Source organism: Pseudactinotalea suaedae (assembly GCF_009733815.1).
Classification (GTDB): Bacteria; Actinomycetota; Actinomycetes; order Actinomycetales; family Beutenbergiaceae; genus Pseudactinotalea; species Pseudactinotalea suaedae.
In genome coordinates this window covers 345,445-362,006 of the sequence record NZ_WNXY01000004.1, presented here as the reverse complement: position 1 = coordinate 362,006, position 16,562 = coordinate 345,445, and the positions used below count along the sequence as shown (strand labels likewise).

13 protein-coding genes are annotated in these 16,562 nt (G+C 72.3%); 9 read left to right on the top strand and 4 right to left on the bottom strand.

All coding sequences use genetic code 11. The features are described from left to right. The first annotated feature begins 71 nt into the window (after nt 1-71). Nucleotides 72-1,202 (top strand): fatty acid desaturase family protein, encoded by a 1,131-nt coding sequence (locus GPA04_RS09475; protein WP_156223821.1) that lies wholly within the window; start codon nt 72-74, stop codon nt 1,200-1,202. 15 nt (nt 1,203-1,217) lie between these two features. On the opposite strand, the gene GPA04_RS09470 is transcribed toward GPA04_RS09475, so the two are convergent. Then, complete coding sequence (locus GPA04_RS09470; protein ID WP_156223820.1) at nt 1,218-2,180, bottom strand: AraC family transcriptional regulator; 963 nt, start codon at nt 2,178-2,180, stop codon at nt 1,218-1,220. 109 nt (nt 2,181-2,289) lie between these two features. Between GPA04_RS09470 and GPA04_RS09465 the strand changes: the two genes are divergently transcribed. Beyond that, the gene (locus GPA04_RS09465) at nt 2,290-3,159 is read left to right on the top strand and encodes an NmrA family NAD(P)-binding protein (RefSeq protein WP_156223819.1); all 870 of its coding nucleotides are present in this window, start codon (nt 2,290-2,292) and stop codon (nt 3,157-3,159) included. Nucleotides 3,160-3,202: 43 nt separating this feature from the next. Here GPA04_RS09465 and GPA04_RS09460 read toward each other — a convergent pair whose 3' ends face one another. Next, nucleotides 3,203-4,072 (bottom strand): AraC family transcriptional regulator, encoded by an 870-nt coding sequence (locus tag GPA04_RS09460; RefSeq protein ID WP_156223818.1) that lies wholly within the window; start codon nt 4,070-4,072, stop codon nt 3,203-3,205. 117 nt (nt 4,073-4,189) lie between these two features. On the opposite strand from GPA04_RS09460, the gene GPA04_RS09455 reads away from it, so the two are divergent. From GPA04_RS09455 to GPA04_RS09425, 7 genes are read left to right on the top strand one after another with little or no spacing between them, the layout of a single operon-like run. Further along, nucleotides 4,190-7,591, top strand: coding sequence for a DUF5107 domain-containing protein (locus GPA04_RS09455; RefSeq protein ID WP_156223817.1), 3,402 nt, complete (start codon nt 4,190-4,192; stop codon nt 7,589-7,591). Next, the gene (locus GPA04_RS09450; protein WP_156223816.1) at nt 7,588-8,898 is read left to right on the top strand and encodes a cellulase-like family protein; all 1,311 of its coding nucleotides are present in this window, start codon (nt 7,588-7,590) and stop codon (nt 8,896-8,898) included. The genes GPA04_RS09455 and GPA04_RS09450 overlap by 4 nt, the downstream gene beginning before the upstream one ends. Before the next feature lie 38 nt (nt 8,899-8,936). Continuing rightward, nucleotides 8,937-10,256 (top strand): ABC transporter substrate-binding protein, encoded by a 1,320-nt coding sequence (locus GPA04_RS09445; protein WP_156223815.1) that lies wholly within the window; start codon nt 8,937-8,939, stop codon nt 10,254-10,256. Then, the gene (locus tag GPA04_RS09440; RefSeq protein WP_156223814.1) at nt 10,253-11,185 is read left to right on the top strand and encodes a carbohydrate ABC transporter permease; all 933 of its coding nucleotides are present in this window, start codon (nt 10,253-10,255) and stop codon (nt 11,183-11,185) included. The genes GPA04_RS09445 and GPA04_RS09440 overlap by 4 nt, the downstream gene beginning before the upstream one ends. A gap of 1 nt (nt 11,186) precedes the next feature. Continuing rightward, nucleotides 11,187-12,050, top strand: coding sequence for a carbohydrate ABC transporter permease (locus tag GPA04_RS09435; protein ID WP_206674168.1), 864 nt, complete (start codon nt 11,187-11,189; stop codon nt 12,048-12,050). Further along, the gene (locus GPA04_RS09430; protein ID WP_162458571.1) at nt 12,047-14,110 is read left to right on the top strand and encodes an alpha-galactosidase; all 2,064 of its coding nucleotides are present in this window, start codon (nt 12,047-12,049) and stop codon (nt 14,108-14,110) included. The genes GPA04_RS09435 and GPA04_RS09430 overlap by 4 nt, the downstream gene beginning before the upstream one ends. Beyond that, nucleotides 14,107-14,907: a hypothetical protein gene (locus GPA04_RS09425; protein ID WP_206674167.1), complete on the top strand. Its 801-nt coding sequence runs from the start codon at nt 14,107-14,109 to the stop codon at nt 14,905-14,907. Before GPA04_RS09430 ends, GPA04_RS09425 begins: the two co-directional genes overlap by 4 nt. Here GPA04_RS09425 and GPA04_RS09420 read toward each other — a convergent pair. After that, entirely contained in the window at nt 14,897-15,358 is a 462-nt protein-coding gene (locus GPA04_RS09420; protein WP_156223812.1) for an Hcp family type VI secretion system effector, read from the bottom strand. The genes GPA04_RS09425 and GPA04_RS09420 overlap by 11 nt on opposite strands. 144 nt (nt 15,359-15,502) lie before the next feature. Beyond that, entirely contained in the window at nt 15,503-16,558 is a 1,056-nt protein-coding gene (locus GPA04_RS09415; protein ID WP_162458570.1) for an endo-1,4-beta-xylanase, read from the bottom strand. Nucleotides 16,559-16,562 lie beyond the last annotated feature (4 nt).

Below are 16,562 nucleotides of genomic sequence, written 5' to 3'. Positions count from 1 at the left end.
CTCTCGAGTAGGGCATCAGGTCGAACCGTGCGGGTGACGACACGGCACGCTCCGCCACGCACGATGGACCTATGACAGCCACCGTTCTGGAAGCGCCGGTCGAGACCCAGGTTCCGACGCCCGCCAGGCGCGCTCCCCGCAAGGGTGAGCGCAGCAGCCGCCACCTGAGCGACTTCACCGACCTGAGCAAGCGCGTCAAGGCCGAGGGGCTGATGGCACGCTCCCACGGCTACTACATCTCGCGGATGGTCGCCTTCCCGCTGATGCTCGCCGGGCTCGGCTGGTTCTCGGTGCAGCTCGGCGAGAGCTGGTGGCAGCTCGGCGTCGCCGTCGCGCTCGCGCTGGTGATGACCCAGATCGCCTTCCTCGGCCACGACGCCGCCCACCGCCAGATCTTCGCCTCCTCCAAGGCCAACGAGTGGACCTCCCTCGTGGTGGTCAACCTGTTCGCGGGCATGGGCCTCGGCTGGTGGCAGGTCAAGCACGGCAAGCACCACGGCAACCCGAACCAGGCGGGCAGGGACCCCGACGTCGCGCCCGGCGCGCTGGTCTACACCCCCGAGGACGTCCAGGCCCGGAAGACCGCCCTCGGGCGCTGGTTCTCCAGCCACCAGGGCATCTGGTTCTTCCCGATCCTGCTCCTGGCCGGCCTGCAGCTGCACGTCAACGGCTTCGCGCGCCTGCTCTCACGGGAGAAGGTCGACCGGCGCTGGACCGAGATCGCGTTCATCGTCATCCGCCACGCCGCGCTGATCACCTTCGCGTTCGTGGTGATGTCGCCGGTGCTCGCCGTCGCCTTCCTCGCCGTCGAGGTCCTCGTCTTCGGGTTCTACATGGGCATGTCGTTCGCGCCCAACCACATCGGGATGGCCATCGTCCCGAAGGAGGTCCGTATCGACTTCCTTCGCCGGCAGGTGCTCATGAGCCGCAACATCAGCGGCGGTCGCGTGGTCGACACGCTGCTGGGCGGGCTGAACTTCCAGATCGAGCACCACCTGTTCCCGTCGATGTCGCGTCCCAACCTGCGACGCGTGGCACCGATGGTGCGCGAGCACTGCGAGAAGCTGGGCATCACCTACCACGAGACCTCGCTCGGACGCTCCTACGTCGAGGTCGCGCGGTTCATCAACCGGGTCGGTCGCGGCAACATCGACGTCTGGACCTGCCCGCTGGCCAGCTCGTTCCGCGGCGGGCTCGTCTGACCGCCAGCTCGACCGTCAGCTCAGCGCCGGGGCCATCGCCCCGGCGCTGACTGCGTCCCGGTACTGCTTGGGCGAGAGCCCGCGCACACGCTTGAACGCCACGCTGAGCGCGAACGCGTTGGCGTAGCCGACCTGGTGCGCGATCGCCTCGATCGTCCTGTCGGAGGTGCGCAGCTGGTCGGCTGCCAGCGCGATGCGCCATCCGGTCAGATAGGTCATCGGCGGCTCGCCGACCGCCGCGGCGAACCGGCGCGCGAGCGCCGCACGTGAGCATCCCAGCGAGGCCGCCAGCTCGCCGATGGTCCACGGCCGCGCCGGGTCGTCGTGGAACGCCCGTAGCGCGGGCCCCGCCACCGGGTCGGTGTGCGCCCCGTACCAGCCGGGCGTGGCCGCCTCGGTCTGCTCGAACCACGCCCGCAGCGTCGCCACGAGCGCGATGTCCAGCAGCCGATCGAGCACCACCTGCTGCCCCGGGCTGTCGCGGCCCACCTCCTCGGCCAGCAGCCGCATCACCGGGTCCTGCGCCTGTGCGGCCGGCACCAGCACGACCTCGGGGAGCGCGTCCAGCAGCCGCCCGGTGACATCGCTGGTCACCTGGTAGGTGCCGCTCGCCACGATCGCGCTGCCCTCCCGGCTCCATCCGTTCGTGCGTGGGCCCAGCCGCAGCCGCTCGGTGAGGTCGGTGCCGTCCGGTGCGGACAGCCGGTTGCCAGGGCCGACGACGACGTCCGGCACCGTCTCGGGGTGATCCGCCACCGTGTAGGGCCCGGGGCCCTTGACGACGGCGACGTCCCCCAGGTGCATCGGGACCGGATCGCCGTGGTCCGGCACGATCCAGGCGTGACCGCGCAGCACGGTCGCGAACGCGAGCGCGGCGCCGTCCTCGATCCGCAGTGCCCACGGCGGGGTCAGGATCGCCTGGCAGAACGTGGCGGTGCGCGCCCGCACCCCGTCGAGCAGGTCGGTCAACGGGTCCATGCGTGAAGCCTAGACGGACAGACATGGAAATGCCGCGATCAGATATGGATCCGCTCACGGTCCTCGCCTTGACTGGTGCTCGACACACCGATCAACGAGAGGCAGAGCGATGTACACGATCACCGGGGTCACCGGACACGTCGGAGGGGCGGCCGCGAGGGCGCTGCTGGAGCGGGGCGCGCCGGTGCGCGTCGTCGTCCGGTCGGCCGAGAAGGGTGCGCCCTGGGCGGACCGGGGCGCGGAGGTCGCGGTCGCCGACCTGGACGACCCGGTGGCGCTGGCAGAGTTGCTGCGCGGCAGCGACGGCGCGTTCGTCCTGCTCCCGACGCTCCCCACCGGCGGCGACGCCGAGCACCGCCGCATGGCCGGCTCGATCAGCGAGGCGGTCGCCGCCGCGGGCGTCCCGCACGTGGTCGCGCTGTCCTCGCTCGGCGCCGAGCTCGCCGAGGGCACCGGGCCGATCCGGTGGCTGCACCACCTCGAGACCGGGCTGGGAGCCGGCGGCGCCGTGGTCACCGTGCTGCGCTGCTGCCACTTCCAGGAGAAGGTCGAGACCGTGCTGGGCGCGGTGCTCGGCGCCGGCATCTACCCCGTGTTCGGCGAGTCCGCCGACGTCCCCACCCCGATGGTCGCGACCCACGACATCGGCGAGGTCGTGGCCCGGTCTCTGCTCGCTCCGCCCGCGAGCAGCGAGGTGATCGACGTGCTCGGCCCCACCAGCACCGAGCGCGAGGTCGCCGATCTGCTCGCCGAGGCCCTGGGCCGGCCGCTGCAGCTCGTCACGATCCCGCGGGAGGCGTGGGTTCCCAGCATGCTCGACGCCGGTCTTCCCGACGCCCTCGCCCGCGAGTTCGCCGCGCTCTACGAGGCGGAGGCCCGCGGCCTGCTCCAGCCGCAGGGCGATCGCACCGTGCACGGGACCACGCCGCTCCGGGACACGCTCCACCGCGTCCTGGCCGCGCAGGTCACGGCGGCGTGACGCGGGGTGGCCTCCCGGCCTGCCCTGCCGAGAGGCCACCCCGTCAGGAGTTGGCGCGCGCGCGGAACTGCGTGGGACTGCAGTCATGGACCCGGCGGAACTGCCGGGCGAAGTAGAAGGGGTCGTCGTAGCCGACCGCGCGGGCCACCTCGGCCACCGACATCGGCGTGGTGACGAGGAGCTCGGACGCCCGCGCGATCCGTAGCCGCTTCACGTACTCGACCACCCCGCCACCGGTGGCGCGCCGGAACAGCGCCGCGAAGTGCGAGGTGCTCAGACCCACGCGCGTGGCCAGCTCGCCCACCCGGACCGGCGCGTCCAAGTGCTCGCGCAGATAGGTCTGCGCCGCCCGTACCGGCTCGGTCCGGGTCTGGCTGCCGGCCGCAGCGTCGGCGACCACCTGCGCCAGCACCGACCATCCCGCGCCCGCCGCGCGCAGCAGGCTGGGCATCGTCTCGTCCTGCTCCATCGCCGCCAGCGCGCGCTCCAGCTCACCCACCACGTGCAGGGGCTCGTGGAGGTCCACCACGGCAGCGAGCCCGTCCGGCGCGACCGCCCGCTCGACGTCCGGCAGGATCTGACCACGCACGTGCATCCATGCGATCGTCCATGGGTCGTGGTCGTCGGACCAGTACCGGTGCGGTGACCTGGCCGGGATCAGCAGCGCCTGGGCGGGACCGACGTCGCGCACCTCCTCGCCCGTGCGGCACGCTCCCCGGCCCGACAGCACCACGATCACGATCGTTCCCCACGCGCCATGGCTGCGGGTGGCGCCGTGGTGCAGGGCATTCGGGTAGTAGCCGGCGTCGGTGACGAGCAGGTGCCGGGTCAGGCCGGTGCCGGACGCCGTCCTGACCACGTCCGGCGGCAGCACCCGCAGCCGCTGTCCCGGGAACCCCTCACGGATCCGCACGAGCTCGACACTACCGGCCCTGCGTCCGCTGCGCCGGAGCCAGGATCATCGGATCGTCCAGGCGAGATCGTCGATCTCTGCATTCTCGGCGCCCGCTGCCCCGCCTACCGTGGCCGCATGCTCGACGTCGAGTCCCTCACGCTGCCGCCCCGGCCGGCCCATCTGGCCGACCGTGCCGCCGCGATCTGGGAGGAGCCGCTGACGCTTCCCACCTACGAGCCGCTGCCCCCCGAGGCCTACCCGGCCTATCTCGACCGCCGCGTCTACCAAGGGTCCTCCGGCCGCGTCTACCCGCTCCCGTTCCACCACCAGATCGCCACTGAGGCCACGCCCCGCACCTGGCGTGCGGTGCACCTGGAGAATCGGTGGCTCCGGCTGGTGGTGCTGCCCGAGCTGGGCGGCCGCCTGCATGTAGCCCGCGACCTGACCTCGGGCGTCGACCTCGTCTACGCCAACCCGGTCATCAAGCCGGCCCTCGTCGGCCTCGCGGGTCCGTGGATCGCCGGCGGCATCGAGCTCAACTGGCCGCAGCACCACCGGCCCGCCACGTTCCTGCCCACCGACGTCCGCACCGAGACTGCCGCCGACGGATCGGTGACCGTCTGGTGCTCCGACCACGACCCCTTCGACCGCATGAAGGGCATGCACGGGTTCCGCCTCCGCCCGGACTCCAGCGTGATCGAGCTGCCGGTGCGCCTGTACAACCGCACCGAGCTCACCAGGACCTTCCTCTGGTGGGCGAACGTCGCCGCCCGCGTGGACGAGCACTACCAGTCCTTCTTCCCCCACGACGTGACGCACGTCGCCGACCACGCGCGCCGTGCCGTCACCGCCTTCCCCGCGGCCGATCGCAGCTACTACGGCATCGACTACCCGGCACGCGCCCACGACGTCGCCCGCGCCGCCGACGGCACCGAGGTCCCCGGCGACCGCCTCGACTGGTACCGCAACATCCCGGTCCCCACCTCCTACATGGCGCTCGGTTCCCGCGAGGACTTCTTCGGTGGCTACGACCACGCCACCGGTGTGGGGCTGGTGCACGTGGCCGACCACCAGATCGCCGTCGGGAAGAAGCAGTGGAGCTGGGGGAACGCGCCCTTCGGCCACGCCTGGGACGCCAACCTGTCCGACGACGGCGCCCACTACATCGAGCTGATGGCCGGCGTCTTCACCGACAACCAGCCCGACTTCGCCTACCTGGCGCCCGGCGAGACCAAGGTCTTCACGCAGCGGTGGTACCCCATCCGGGCGCTGGGACCGGTCGATCGCGCCACGCCGGACGCCGCGGTCTCGCTGCGCCACCTCGACGGCGTCGCCTCGGTGGGTGTCGTCGTCACCAGGTCGTTGGCGGGCGTCCGGATCGAGGTGATGGCCGACGGCGTCAGCCTCGTCGAGGACACCGCCCACCTCGATCCGGGGGAGCCCTATCGCGCCGATCACGCCGTCCCCTCCGACGCGGGACCGCTGACCGTCCGGGTCAGCCACGACGGTCGCACGCTGGTGACCTGGACCGAGCCGCCGGAGGCGGTCGCCGGACCGGACCCGGCGCCGGCGCAGGAGCCACCGCTGCCCGACGAGGTCGACGACGTGGAGGAGCTGGCGACGATCGCCACCCACCTGGAGCTGTACCGGCACGCCACCCGCTCGCCCGAGCCGTACTGGCGGGAGGCGCTGCGGCGCGACCCCGAGCACGTCAACAGCCTCGCGGGGCTCGCCCAGCGTTCGTACGCTGCCGGTGACCACCAGCAGGCCGAGGAGCTGCTGAGGCGGGCGACCGCTCGCCTGACCCGGCGCCACGCCAACCCGCGCGACACCCGGGTGCTCTACCTGCACGGGCTCGTGCAAGAGGCGCTCGGCGACGACGCCGGCGCCTACGACCTGTTCGGTCGTGCCATGTGGATGCGCCTCTGGCGCGCACCCGCGGGCTACCGGATGGCCCGCATCGACGCCCGCAACGGTCGCCACGCCGACGCGCTGCACCGGCTCGAGGACGTGCTGCGCTGCGAGCCCGAGCACCTGCAGGCGCGCGCGCTCCAGGTCATCGCGCACCGGCGTCTGGGCGAGGTCGAGACTGCGGAACGGCTGCTCGAGGCGGCCCGCACGCTCGACCGGCTGGACGCGGCGCTCGCGGTGCTGGCGAACCAGGACCCGAGCGCGGACGCCCAGATCTGCCTCGATGTCGCGATCGAGCTCGCGGAGGTGGGGGAGAGCGAGACGGCCCTGCGCTGCCTCGACCTCGCAGACGAGCGCGAGGGCGGCCGTGCGCTCGGCCAGACCGCAGCCGCGCCGCTGGTCGCCTACCACCGCGGGGACATCCTGCAGCGGATGGGCCGCACGGACGAGGCCGCCGCCGAGCGTTCGCGCGCCCAGCTGCTCGAGGCGACGGGCTGCTACCCGGCACGCCTCGCCGATGCCGCCGCGCTGACGCGCGCGATCGGTGCCGACCCGGCCGACGCCCGGGCCCGAGCCCTGCTGGGGCACTGGAGCTACGCCGTCGGCAGGCACGAGGAGGCGGCGCGGCTCTGGGAGGAGAGCGCGCGGATCGACGCGAGCGACGCCGTCGTCCAGCGCAACCTCGGGCTCGCCACCGCGAACGTCCAGGGCGACCCGGCGGGCGCCGTCGAGCACTACGAGACCGCGATCGCAGCCAGGCCGGACGACGCACGCCTCCTGTACGAGCGCGACCAGCTCGCGGCGCTGCTGGAGGAGTCGCCCGCGCAACGGCTCGCGCGGCTGGAGGCACGGGCCGACCTCGTGGTGCAGCGCCACGACCTCACGGTCGAGTACCTGCACCTGCTGATCAGCGACGGTCGGGCCGCGCACGCGCTGCCCACGCTGCGGTCCCGGCACTTCCAGCCCTGGGAGGGTGGCGAGGGGCAGGTGCTGCAGGCCTGGGAACGGGCCTTCGCCCAGCTCGCGCACGACGCAGCGGGAGCGGGGGAGCCGAGGAGCGCGGTCGAGCACCTGCAGACGGCGCTGACCCCGGCGCCCCACCTCGGCGAGGCCCGGCACCCGCTCGCGAGCACCGCCGCGCTGCTGCTCCAGCTCGGGGATGCGCTCGCCGCCGCGGGAGACGACCAGGGGGCCGCACGCGCGTGGGCGGAGGCCGCCGCGCAGCGCGGGGACTTCCTCGGCATGAGCACGGCCGAGCACAGCGAGACCACGTTCTGGTCGGTGCTGGCACTGCGGCGGATCGGCGACGAGACGGGCGCGCGAGCGCTGACGGCAGCGCTGAGCGAGTTCCGCGACAGCTACGCCGCCACCGCGCCGAGCGTGGACTACTTCGCGACCTCGCTGCCCGACCTGCTGCTGTTCGCCGGTGACCCGGTGGCCGGCCGGGACCGCCGGGTGGCCGTGTTCGACGCCCAGCTGGCGCTGCTGGCGGGCGACGTCGACACGGCCTCGGCGCTGCTGTCGCGCGCCGATCTGCTCGCCGAGCGGCACGCAGCCGACCTGCGCCACATCCTGCGCACGAGCGCACGAAGCCTGTCCGTCCGAGTCGAGGAGGCGACCTCATGACCATCGATCCCCGCCTGCGCCCGGGTGCACCCCACCGGCTGGTCATCACCTTGTGGGACTTCACCTGGTTCACCCGCACCGGGCCGGGCGAGCCGTTCGAGGACCTGGACGCCGCGTGCGCCCAGGCGCGCGAGCGCGGCTACAACACCATCCGGATCTGCGCGGCGCCGTTCCTGTTGTTCCGGTCCGGGCTCGATGCCTCGGCGATCGAGTTCGAGCCGATGGGCCACGGCACCGCGGTGGGGGACCGGTACTGGCAGGGCGTGCGGTGGTACGACGTGCCGCAGGTGACCGTGGTGGACGTGCGCGCGCAGCTGCTCGAGCTGTTCCGCGCGGCCGATCGGCACGACCTGTTCGTGATCGCCTCCTCGTGGGAGTACCAGCAGACCCCGGCGTTCGCCTCCGACCCCGCCTGGTACGAGGCGCTGCACGCGGTCGAGCCCGACCAGCGGGCGGTGGTGCTCGCCGAGGCGCACGCCGACCTCGTCGACCTGCTCGACGCCGAGGGCCTCGGGCATCGACTGCTGCTCACCGAGCTCCACAACGAGGTGCAGGTCGGGCACCTCATCGAGGGCCTCGGGACCGCACGCGGTGAGGAGTCCGTGCCCGCCCTGACCCCGCGCCTGGAGGCGGGCATCGCCCGGTTCCGGGAGCGCCACCCCGATCGCCCGGTCACCGTCAACTACGCCGGGGTGCCGTTCGCGCACATGAGCACGCTCCCGCGCGACCTCGACGCGCTCGTGGTCCACCCCTACGTGTACGGCGTCCTCCACGAGCTCATCGCGACCTACGGGATGCGCGGACCGACCGCCGACTTCGACAACGGCAAGGCCCGCGAGCTGCTGCAGCCGGACGCACCGGACCTGGCGGACTGGCAGCTCGGGCCCGAGAAGGCGTGGAAGCTGAGGGCCACGATCGTGTGCGAGCCCGAGATGTACGTGCACGACTGGTGCGACCCGGCCGCGTTCGACCGGTGGCTGTACGACCGGTGGGGCGAGCACCGGCGCACCATGACCGACCGGCTGGTCACCTGGCTGGCGGTGGCCGCGGACGCCGCCGCCGCCCGCGACATCCCGCTGATCCTCGGCGAGGGGTACGTCGGCTACACCCCTCGCCATGGCCGTTTCGAGGAGGGTCCGGTCGGCGCCGAGCTGTGCCGGCTCGCCGTCCGCGAGGCTGCCGAGCGCGACGCCTGGGGAGCGGTCGTGTGCTCCAACGCGGCACCGCATCACTCGATGTGGTCCGACATCACCCTGCAGCGCGAGTGCGCTGCGATCTTCGCCGGCCGGCACCAGCCGACCGACTGAACCGACCCGCGCCAACGACGGCGCAAGGAAGGAATGTCATGTCCAGCTCTTCGATCTCACGCCGGGGTCTGCTCCTCGGTGGCGGCGCCCTCGGCGTCGCAGGCCTGCTCAGCAGCTGCGTCGGCTCCGGCGGAGGCGGCGGTGGCGGCGGCGGTGGCGGTGGTGACGACACCGGCGACGGCGGCGGAGCCGGCGGCGCGATCGTGCTGCAGTCCTCGGTGCAGGACGCCGACCCGAAGGCGGCGCTGGAGGCGGTCGTCGGCTCCTACCCGGACGCCGACGTCACGATGAACTCGGTCGCCACCGAGCAGTTCCGCGCCCAGCTCACCAACTACCTGCGCTCCAACGACCCGCCCGAGGTGCTCACCTGGTACGCGGGCTCGGTGGCTCGTGCCTACGCGAGCGAGGGCCTGCTGCTCGACGTCTCGAGCCTGTGGGAGGGCGACGGCGCGTGCGCCGGGTTCTCCGAGGCGCTGCGGAGCCTGTCGAGCGATGCCGACGGCAAGCAGATCTTCGTGCCCACCAGCTACTACTGGTGGTCGGTCTTCTACAAGAAGTCGGCGTTCGAGGCCTGGGGCGTCGAGCCTCCGACCACGTGGGACGAGTTCCACGCGCTCTGCGAGAACCTCCTCGGCCAGGGCGTCGCGCCGCTCGCGAACGGAATCGGCTCCACACCCTGGATGTCCTCGGGCTGGTTCGACTACCTGGACCTGCGGATCAACGGCGCGCAGTACCACCGCGAGCTGCTGGCCGGCGAGCACGCCTTCAACGACCCCGAGGTGGTCGCCGTGATGGAGGAGTACAAGCGGCTGATCCCGTACTTCGACCCCAACATGGCCTCCTACTCGGCGCAGGAGGGGGCGACCCCGTTCGCGCAGGACCAGGCGGGCATGTACCTCATCGGTGCGTTCGTCTCCCAGTACCTGCCCGAGGACCAGCGCGAGGACCTCGACTTCTTCTCCGTGCCGGTCATCGACGAGGCCGTCCCCACGGCGGAGGAGGCCCCCACCGACGGCTTCTTTGCCGCCGCGAACTCCGACAACCCCGAGGGTGCGCTCGCGCTGCTGGACTACCTGGCCTCGCCCGATCAGCAGCAGGAGTACATCGAGCTGTCGAAGTCGGCGAACCTGCCGACCTCGCCCGACGTGGACACCTCGCAGTTCAGCCCGCTGGTGCAGAAGGGCATCGAGCTCCTCAACAGCACCGAGGAGATCACCCAGTTCTTCAACCGCGACTCCTCCGACGCGTTGCAGGCCACCGCGGACACCGCGCTCACGCAGTTCCTCGCCGACCCCGACTCGATGACCGCGATCCTCGACGAGTGGCAGCGAGCGGCTGAGGGCGTCTGGGGCTCATGACCACGCCGGCACCCGCCGCAGCACCTGCCCGGCCCCGCCGTGCCGGGCAGGCTGTGCGCGCGCTGCGGCGGGTGCCGCTGCTGGTCTGGGTGTTCCTGCTGATCCCGCTGGTCGTCGAGCTCTTCTGGGTGTTCTGGCCGGCGGCCAACTCGTTCTCGCTCTCGCTCACGAGGTGGGACGGCATCACGCCGGCGGAACCGGTGGGGCTCGGCAACTTCTCCGCCCTGTGGGACGACCCGATCTTCACCAGGGCGCTCACGAACAACGTCATCTGGGCGGTCGGGTTCGGCGGCCTCTCGGTCGTCGGCGGGCTCGCGCTGGCGGTCGCGCTCAACAAGCCGGGTCCGCTCGTCGGGCTGTACCGCAGCGCGATCTACCTGCCGATGGTCGTCTCGCTCGCCGTGACCGGGCTGTTCTGGCGCGTCATGTACGCGCCGGAAGGCCCGATCAACGCGGGCCTGGACCTGGTGGGCCTCGACTCGCTGAAGAACCAGTGGCTCGCCGACCCCGACCTCGCGCTCTACGCGGTGCTGATCGCCGCGGTCTGGCGGCAGTGCGGCTACATCATGGTGCTCTACCTGGCCGGCCTGAAGAGCTGCGACATCTCGCTCGAGGAGGCCGCCGCCGTCGACGGCGCGAGCGCCTGGCAGCGGTTCTGGAAGATCGTGATGCCGCAGCTGAAGGGCGTCAACATGGTGGTCTTCGCCGTGACCGTCATCGACTCGCTGCGCACCTTCGACATCGTGTGGGCGATGACCCGTGGCGGTCCTTACAACACGACCCAGCTGCTGAGCACCTACATGTTCCAGCAGGCTTTCACGTTGGGGAACCTGGGCTACGCCTCGGCGATCGCCGTCGTGATCTTCGCCCTGGCGATCGGCTTCATCATCACCTACCTGGCCCGCCAGGCCCGCGCGGAGGAGGACTGACATGGCCGCGGCCACCCCCACCACCCGCCCGATGATGCGCAAGCCGAAGCCGGCGCGTTCGCCCTGGCTCCACGTCGGCATGATCCCGTTGACGTTGCTGTGGCTCAGTCCGATCGTGTTCGTCGTCTTCGTCGCGATCCGCTCCTTCGACGACATCGCCTCGCGCGGGCTCGGCGCCCTGCCGATGTCGATCTCGTGGGAGGGCTTCGAGACGGCGTTCGCCGGCGGCGGGCTGATGCGCGCCCTCGGCAACTCGATCGTGGTGACCGGCTTCGGCGTGGTGCTGTCGCTGGCGCTCAGCTCCTGCGCCGCCTACGCGCTGTCCAGGTTCGCGATCCCCGGGCGCCGGGCCATCCTGCTGACCATGCTGGCAGGCAACCTGCTGCCGCCGCAGATCCTGCTGGTGCCGGTCTCCGCCATCACCGAGGCGGCCGGCATCTACGACACGCTGACGGCCCTGATCGTGGTCCAGGTCGGGTTCGGGATCGGGTTCTACACGTTCGTGCTGCACGGCTTCATGCGTGGGCTGCCGACGGAGGTGTTCGAGGCCGCCCGCATCGACGGGGCGGGCGCCGGCCGGATCTTCTGGCAGATCGTGCTGCCGCTGTCGCGGCCCTCGCTGGCCGCGCTCGCGGCGCTCGCCACCACGTGGATCTTCAACGACCTGATCTGGGCGATGACGGTGCTGCGCACGGAGGCGAAGTTCCCGATCACGGCAGCGCTGCTGAACCTCATGGGTGGTTACTCGAGCTCCTGGAACGTGATCGCCGCGGGCTCGCTCGTGGCGGCGATCCCGACGGCGATCGTGTTCTTCGCGTTCCAGAAGCAGTTCGTCTCGGGTCTGCTGGTCGGGTCCAACAAGTGAGCACCTGGACGCTGCCGACCGCCTCCGGCAGCTACGTGGTGGGCTTCGCCCCCGACGATCAGGGCCTGGTGCTGCACCACTGGGGCGGGCCGACCGAGACCGAGCCGCCCGCGCCGTCGTTGCCGCGGCGGGCGGCCTCGTTCGTGCGCGACGTCGACCTGCTCCCGATGGAGGCGACGGCGCTCGGCACCCGCGACGTGCACGCCGCCGAGATCGTGGCCCGCCGGGCCGACGGCGTGCGCGGGCTGCGGCTCTCGCTCGCCGGCGAGGTCGAGCACCGCGTCGAGGACGACGGCGGCACGTGGCTGGTGTGCCCGCTCGCCGACCCAGTGGCCCAGGTCGCGGTCGAGCTGCACCTGCGCAGCCACCCCTCGCACGACGTGATCACCAAGTGGGCGACGATCCGCAACGACTCCGGTCACGCCGTCGAGCTGCTGCGCGGGTGGGGCGGCGCCTTCGAGGCGCCCACCGGGGAGGGCGCCCAGGTCGAGGTGCGCACCGGTGCCTGGTCGCGCGAGACCACCGCCTCGGTCGTCGACCTCACGGCCGGAACGCTGAGCGTCGGGAGCCGGCAGGGCATCACCTCCCACACCGCGGCACCGGTCGTCACGGTGCGACCCCGCGGCGTGCCCGACGGCGACGCGTGGTCGGTCGCGCTCGCCTGGTCGGGCTCGTGGCGCCTCGCCGTGGACGTGGTGATGGTCACCGGGTCGGTGCGGATCGCCGGCGGCCCGGACGACGAGTCCGGGGTGCTCACCCTGCGGCCGGGGGAGTCGCTCGTCACGCCGACGCTGGCGGGGTTGTGGGCGCACGGCGACGCCGACGTCGTCGCGAACGCCTGGCACGCCTACCAGCGCACGCTGGCCCGCTCCACCGGACCCGAGCACCGCCCCGTCGTCTACAACTCCTGGTACGCGACCACCTTCGACGTGCGGCTCGAGCACCAGCTCGCGCTCGCGGACGTGGCCGCCGGGCTGGGCGTGGAGGTCTTCGTCGTCGACGACGGCTGGTTCCGGGGCCGTACCAGCGACCGTGCCGGGCTGGGCGACTGGGAGCCCGACCCCGCCAAGCTCCCGGACGGGCTCGCACCCCTCGCCGATGCCGTGCGCGAGCGCGGCATGCGGTTCGGGCTCTGGGTCGAGCCCGAGGCCGTCAACCCGGACAGCGACCTCTACCGCACGCACCCCGAGTGGGTGCACCACGTGGCGGGCCGGCCGTTGCGGACGCTGCGCAACCAGTACGTGCTCGACCTCGGGCGCCCGGAGGTCGAGGAGTGGGTGAGCGGCACGCTGCGGCAGCTGCTCACGAGCGCCGACATCAGCTATCTCAAGTGGGACATGAACCGCGCCATCACCGACGGCGGGCAGCGCACCCCGGGTGGCGACGACTGGTCGTGGCGGCACACGCAGGCGTACTACCGGGTGATGACGATGCTGCGGGAGGAGCTCGGCCACGTCACGGTCGAGGCATGCGCGGGCGGCGGCGGCCGGATCGACCTCGCCGTCCTCGAGCACTCCGACGTGGTGTGGCCCAGCGACGAGACGGGTCCGCGTGACCGGCTCGCGATCCAGCACGGCTTCCTCGGCGTCTACCCGTCGTGGGTGATGAGCTCGTGGGTCACCGACGAGCCGGACGTCCTCGACGCCGAGCACGCGAGCCTCGACTTCAGGTTCGTGGTGGCGTCGGCGGGTGTGCTCGGCATCGGCTCGGACCTGCTGGGGTGGGACGCGGCCACGCGCGCCCGCGCCGCGGAGCACGTGACGCGCTACCGCCGCACCCGCGAGGTGGTGCACACCGGGCAGCTGCACCGGCACGGCACCCCCGCCGGTCGCGCCTACGGCGTGACGTACACGCTCGGCGACCGTGCGGTCGTGCTGGCGTGGCGGCGTGACGGCGGTGCCCTGGCCGTGACGCTCCCCGGCACGGACCCTGCGGGCCGCTACCGGATCGTGTGGGGATCCGGGCAGGTCGAGGAGCGCACCGGGGACGAGCTGCTGTCCGGGCTGGCGGTGCCCTGGAGCTGGGGCGACTGCGACATCGCCGAGCTGGTGCGTCTGTGACGGAGCTGCGTGCGGAGACCGATCTGGCGCTCGGCGGTCGGTGGACGTCGCTCCGTGCGGGGGAGCGGGAGTGGCTGTGGCGCAACCCCGCGGTGTCCGTCGCGGACCGCGCCCGTGCTCGGCCCGGTGCGGCGTTCGTCGACGCGGGCGGCGGCGAGGAGTGCCTGCCGTCGGTCAACGGCGACGCGGCGGACGGGCACGACCACGGCGACGTCTGGTGCCGGCCCTGGGTGGGCGAGCCCGGCGACGCCGCCGTGCGCACTGCCGCCGGCCTCACGCTGCGCCGCAGGCTGAGCCACGAACGAGGTGTGGTCCGCGCCGACTACGAGATCAGCGGTCGATCGGGCGAGCCGTTCGTGCACGCCGTCCATCTCCTGCTCGACGTGTCGCCAGACGCCACGTTGGCCGTCGAGGGCTCACCGGCGGTCACGCTCCAGGAGCATCCGCGAGCGGGCCGGGCCACGCGCAGCACGTGGCCGGACGCCGCAGGGATGCGGCTGGACCGCCTCGGTCCCGACGACGGGACGGCGACGGGCGCGGTCGTGGCGAGCGACGCCGTCGAGATCCACGACGGCGACCACACGCTCAGGCTCCGCTGGGGTGCCCAGCCGGGCACCCCGACGTCGTTCCTGCTCTGGCGGAACCTCGGCGGGTGGCCGGCAGGTGCGCCCTACCGGTCGATCGGGATCGAGCCGATGATGGGCGCGACCACCACCGTGGCGGGCGCCGGGCCGGACGAGGTCGCGAGGATCGGGCCTGACGGGGTGCTCGCCTGGTGGTTGGAGATCAGCGGTTGACGCGCTTCTCGAGCGTGACCTCGAGGCTGTCCGGCTCGTAGCGGAAGCTGATCGAGGCGTAGTCGAGGTAGACCAGCTCCTCGAGGACGTCGTCCTCGGGTGCCGGGTGCAGGTCGTACCCGATGACGCTCGCCTCGGTCAGCGTCACCACGAGGTAGTCGCTGGTCTCGCCCTCGACCGTGCGCCGCACCGAGATCACGGCCTCCTCGAGGCGTTGGGAGCGCGCCAGCACCTGCTTGAGCAGCGGCGAGGACCTGTCGTAGTGCTTCGCCACCCGGACCGGCTCGAGCTCGACCCGCCCGGTCGCCGTCCCGGGCATGGCGCGCCTGCCTGCGACGCCCGCCGCGGCCAGTCCGAACTCGATCCCGTGGATCTCGATCTCGTCCTCGTGACCCTCCCGTCGGCTCTCGCCCGGGATGTCGTCGATCTGGAGAAAGCCGTCGATCGCCATGGTGCGCTCCTCGCTGAGCAGGTCCCGACCCTCACAGTATGGGGCGGTGGCGCCGGGAGCGCACCCGGGGTGCGCAGTCGGCACCGAGCGCGACGTCGCCGACATGCACGCTGAGACGCTCGACCGGCCGTGGCGGGTGGCATGTCAGGACGGTGACGGCGCCCGGAGCCCGGCGAGCACGCCGGTGAGGGCGGGCTTCGCCTCGAGCCGCTCGTCGAGCAGCAGCGGCGCGCCGTGGGCGTCACGCCACGACCGGCCGTCGTGAAAGCCCCAGAGGGTCACCGAGAAGAGCACGTCGGCACGCTCACGGAAGGTCCGGAAGGCGGCCTCGTAGTAGCGGCCCTGCTCGTCCAGCGCGGACGGGGTGACCGGCACCCCTGTGGGGACGTCCATCTCCGTCACCGCCTGCTGCACGGGCAACGCGGCGAAACGGTCGAGCGCGGCGGCCAACGACTCGACCGGGACGTCGAGCGCGACGTGCATCTGGTGCCCGACGCCGTCGACCCGGACGCCGCGCTCCAGCAGACGGGAGACCAGTGCGTGGTACCGGTCCTGCTTGTCGGCGGTCTCGGTGTCGAACTCGTTGATGAACAGCGCGACCGGCCTGCCCGTGGCGGGGCTGGCGTGACGGTCGTTGAAGGCCTCGTCCGCGTAGGCGAAGGCGATGTCGATGAACTCTTCCCCCAGCACGCGGTACCAGTCGCTGCGCCGCATCCCGTCGGCGAAGCCGGTGCCCTTGTCGATCACCTCGTTGACGACGTCCCACGCCACCACCGGGTTGCCGTTCCCGAACTCGCCCCACCCGTCCGAGAGGTACTCGGCGACGGCGTCGATGTGGCTGCGGAGCCGGTCGCGGAGGATCTGCTGGTCGGCGGCGTCGGCCGTCAGGGGCGTGCCGTCCGGGTGCGTGAAGAACCACGGCGGCGTCTGGTTGTGCCACACGAGCACGTGCCCGTACACGCGCAGGCCCCTGGCCTGCGCGTAGTCCATGAGCGTGTCGATCTGCGGGCTCGGGGCGAAGGTGCCGTCGTCGGCGTACCAGGCCTCGGGCTTCATGTGGTTCTCGGCCGTGAGCTGCGTGAAGTGGTGAGCCAGTGCCTGCCCGGCCGCGCCGGTGGTCTCACGCTGGTCGATCGCAGCCCCGAGCGGGAACGGGGCTGCGTCCACGAGCCGAACCTGCTGGTCGAGGAAGAAGGGCACGGCG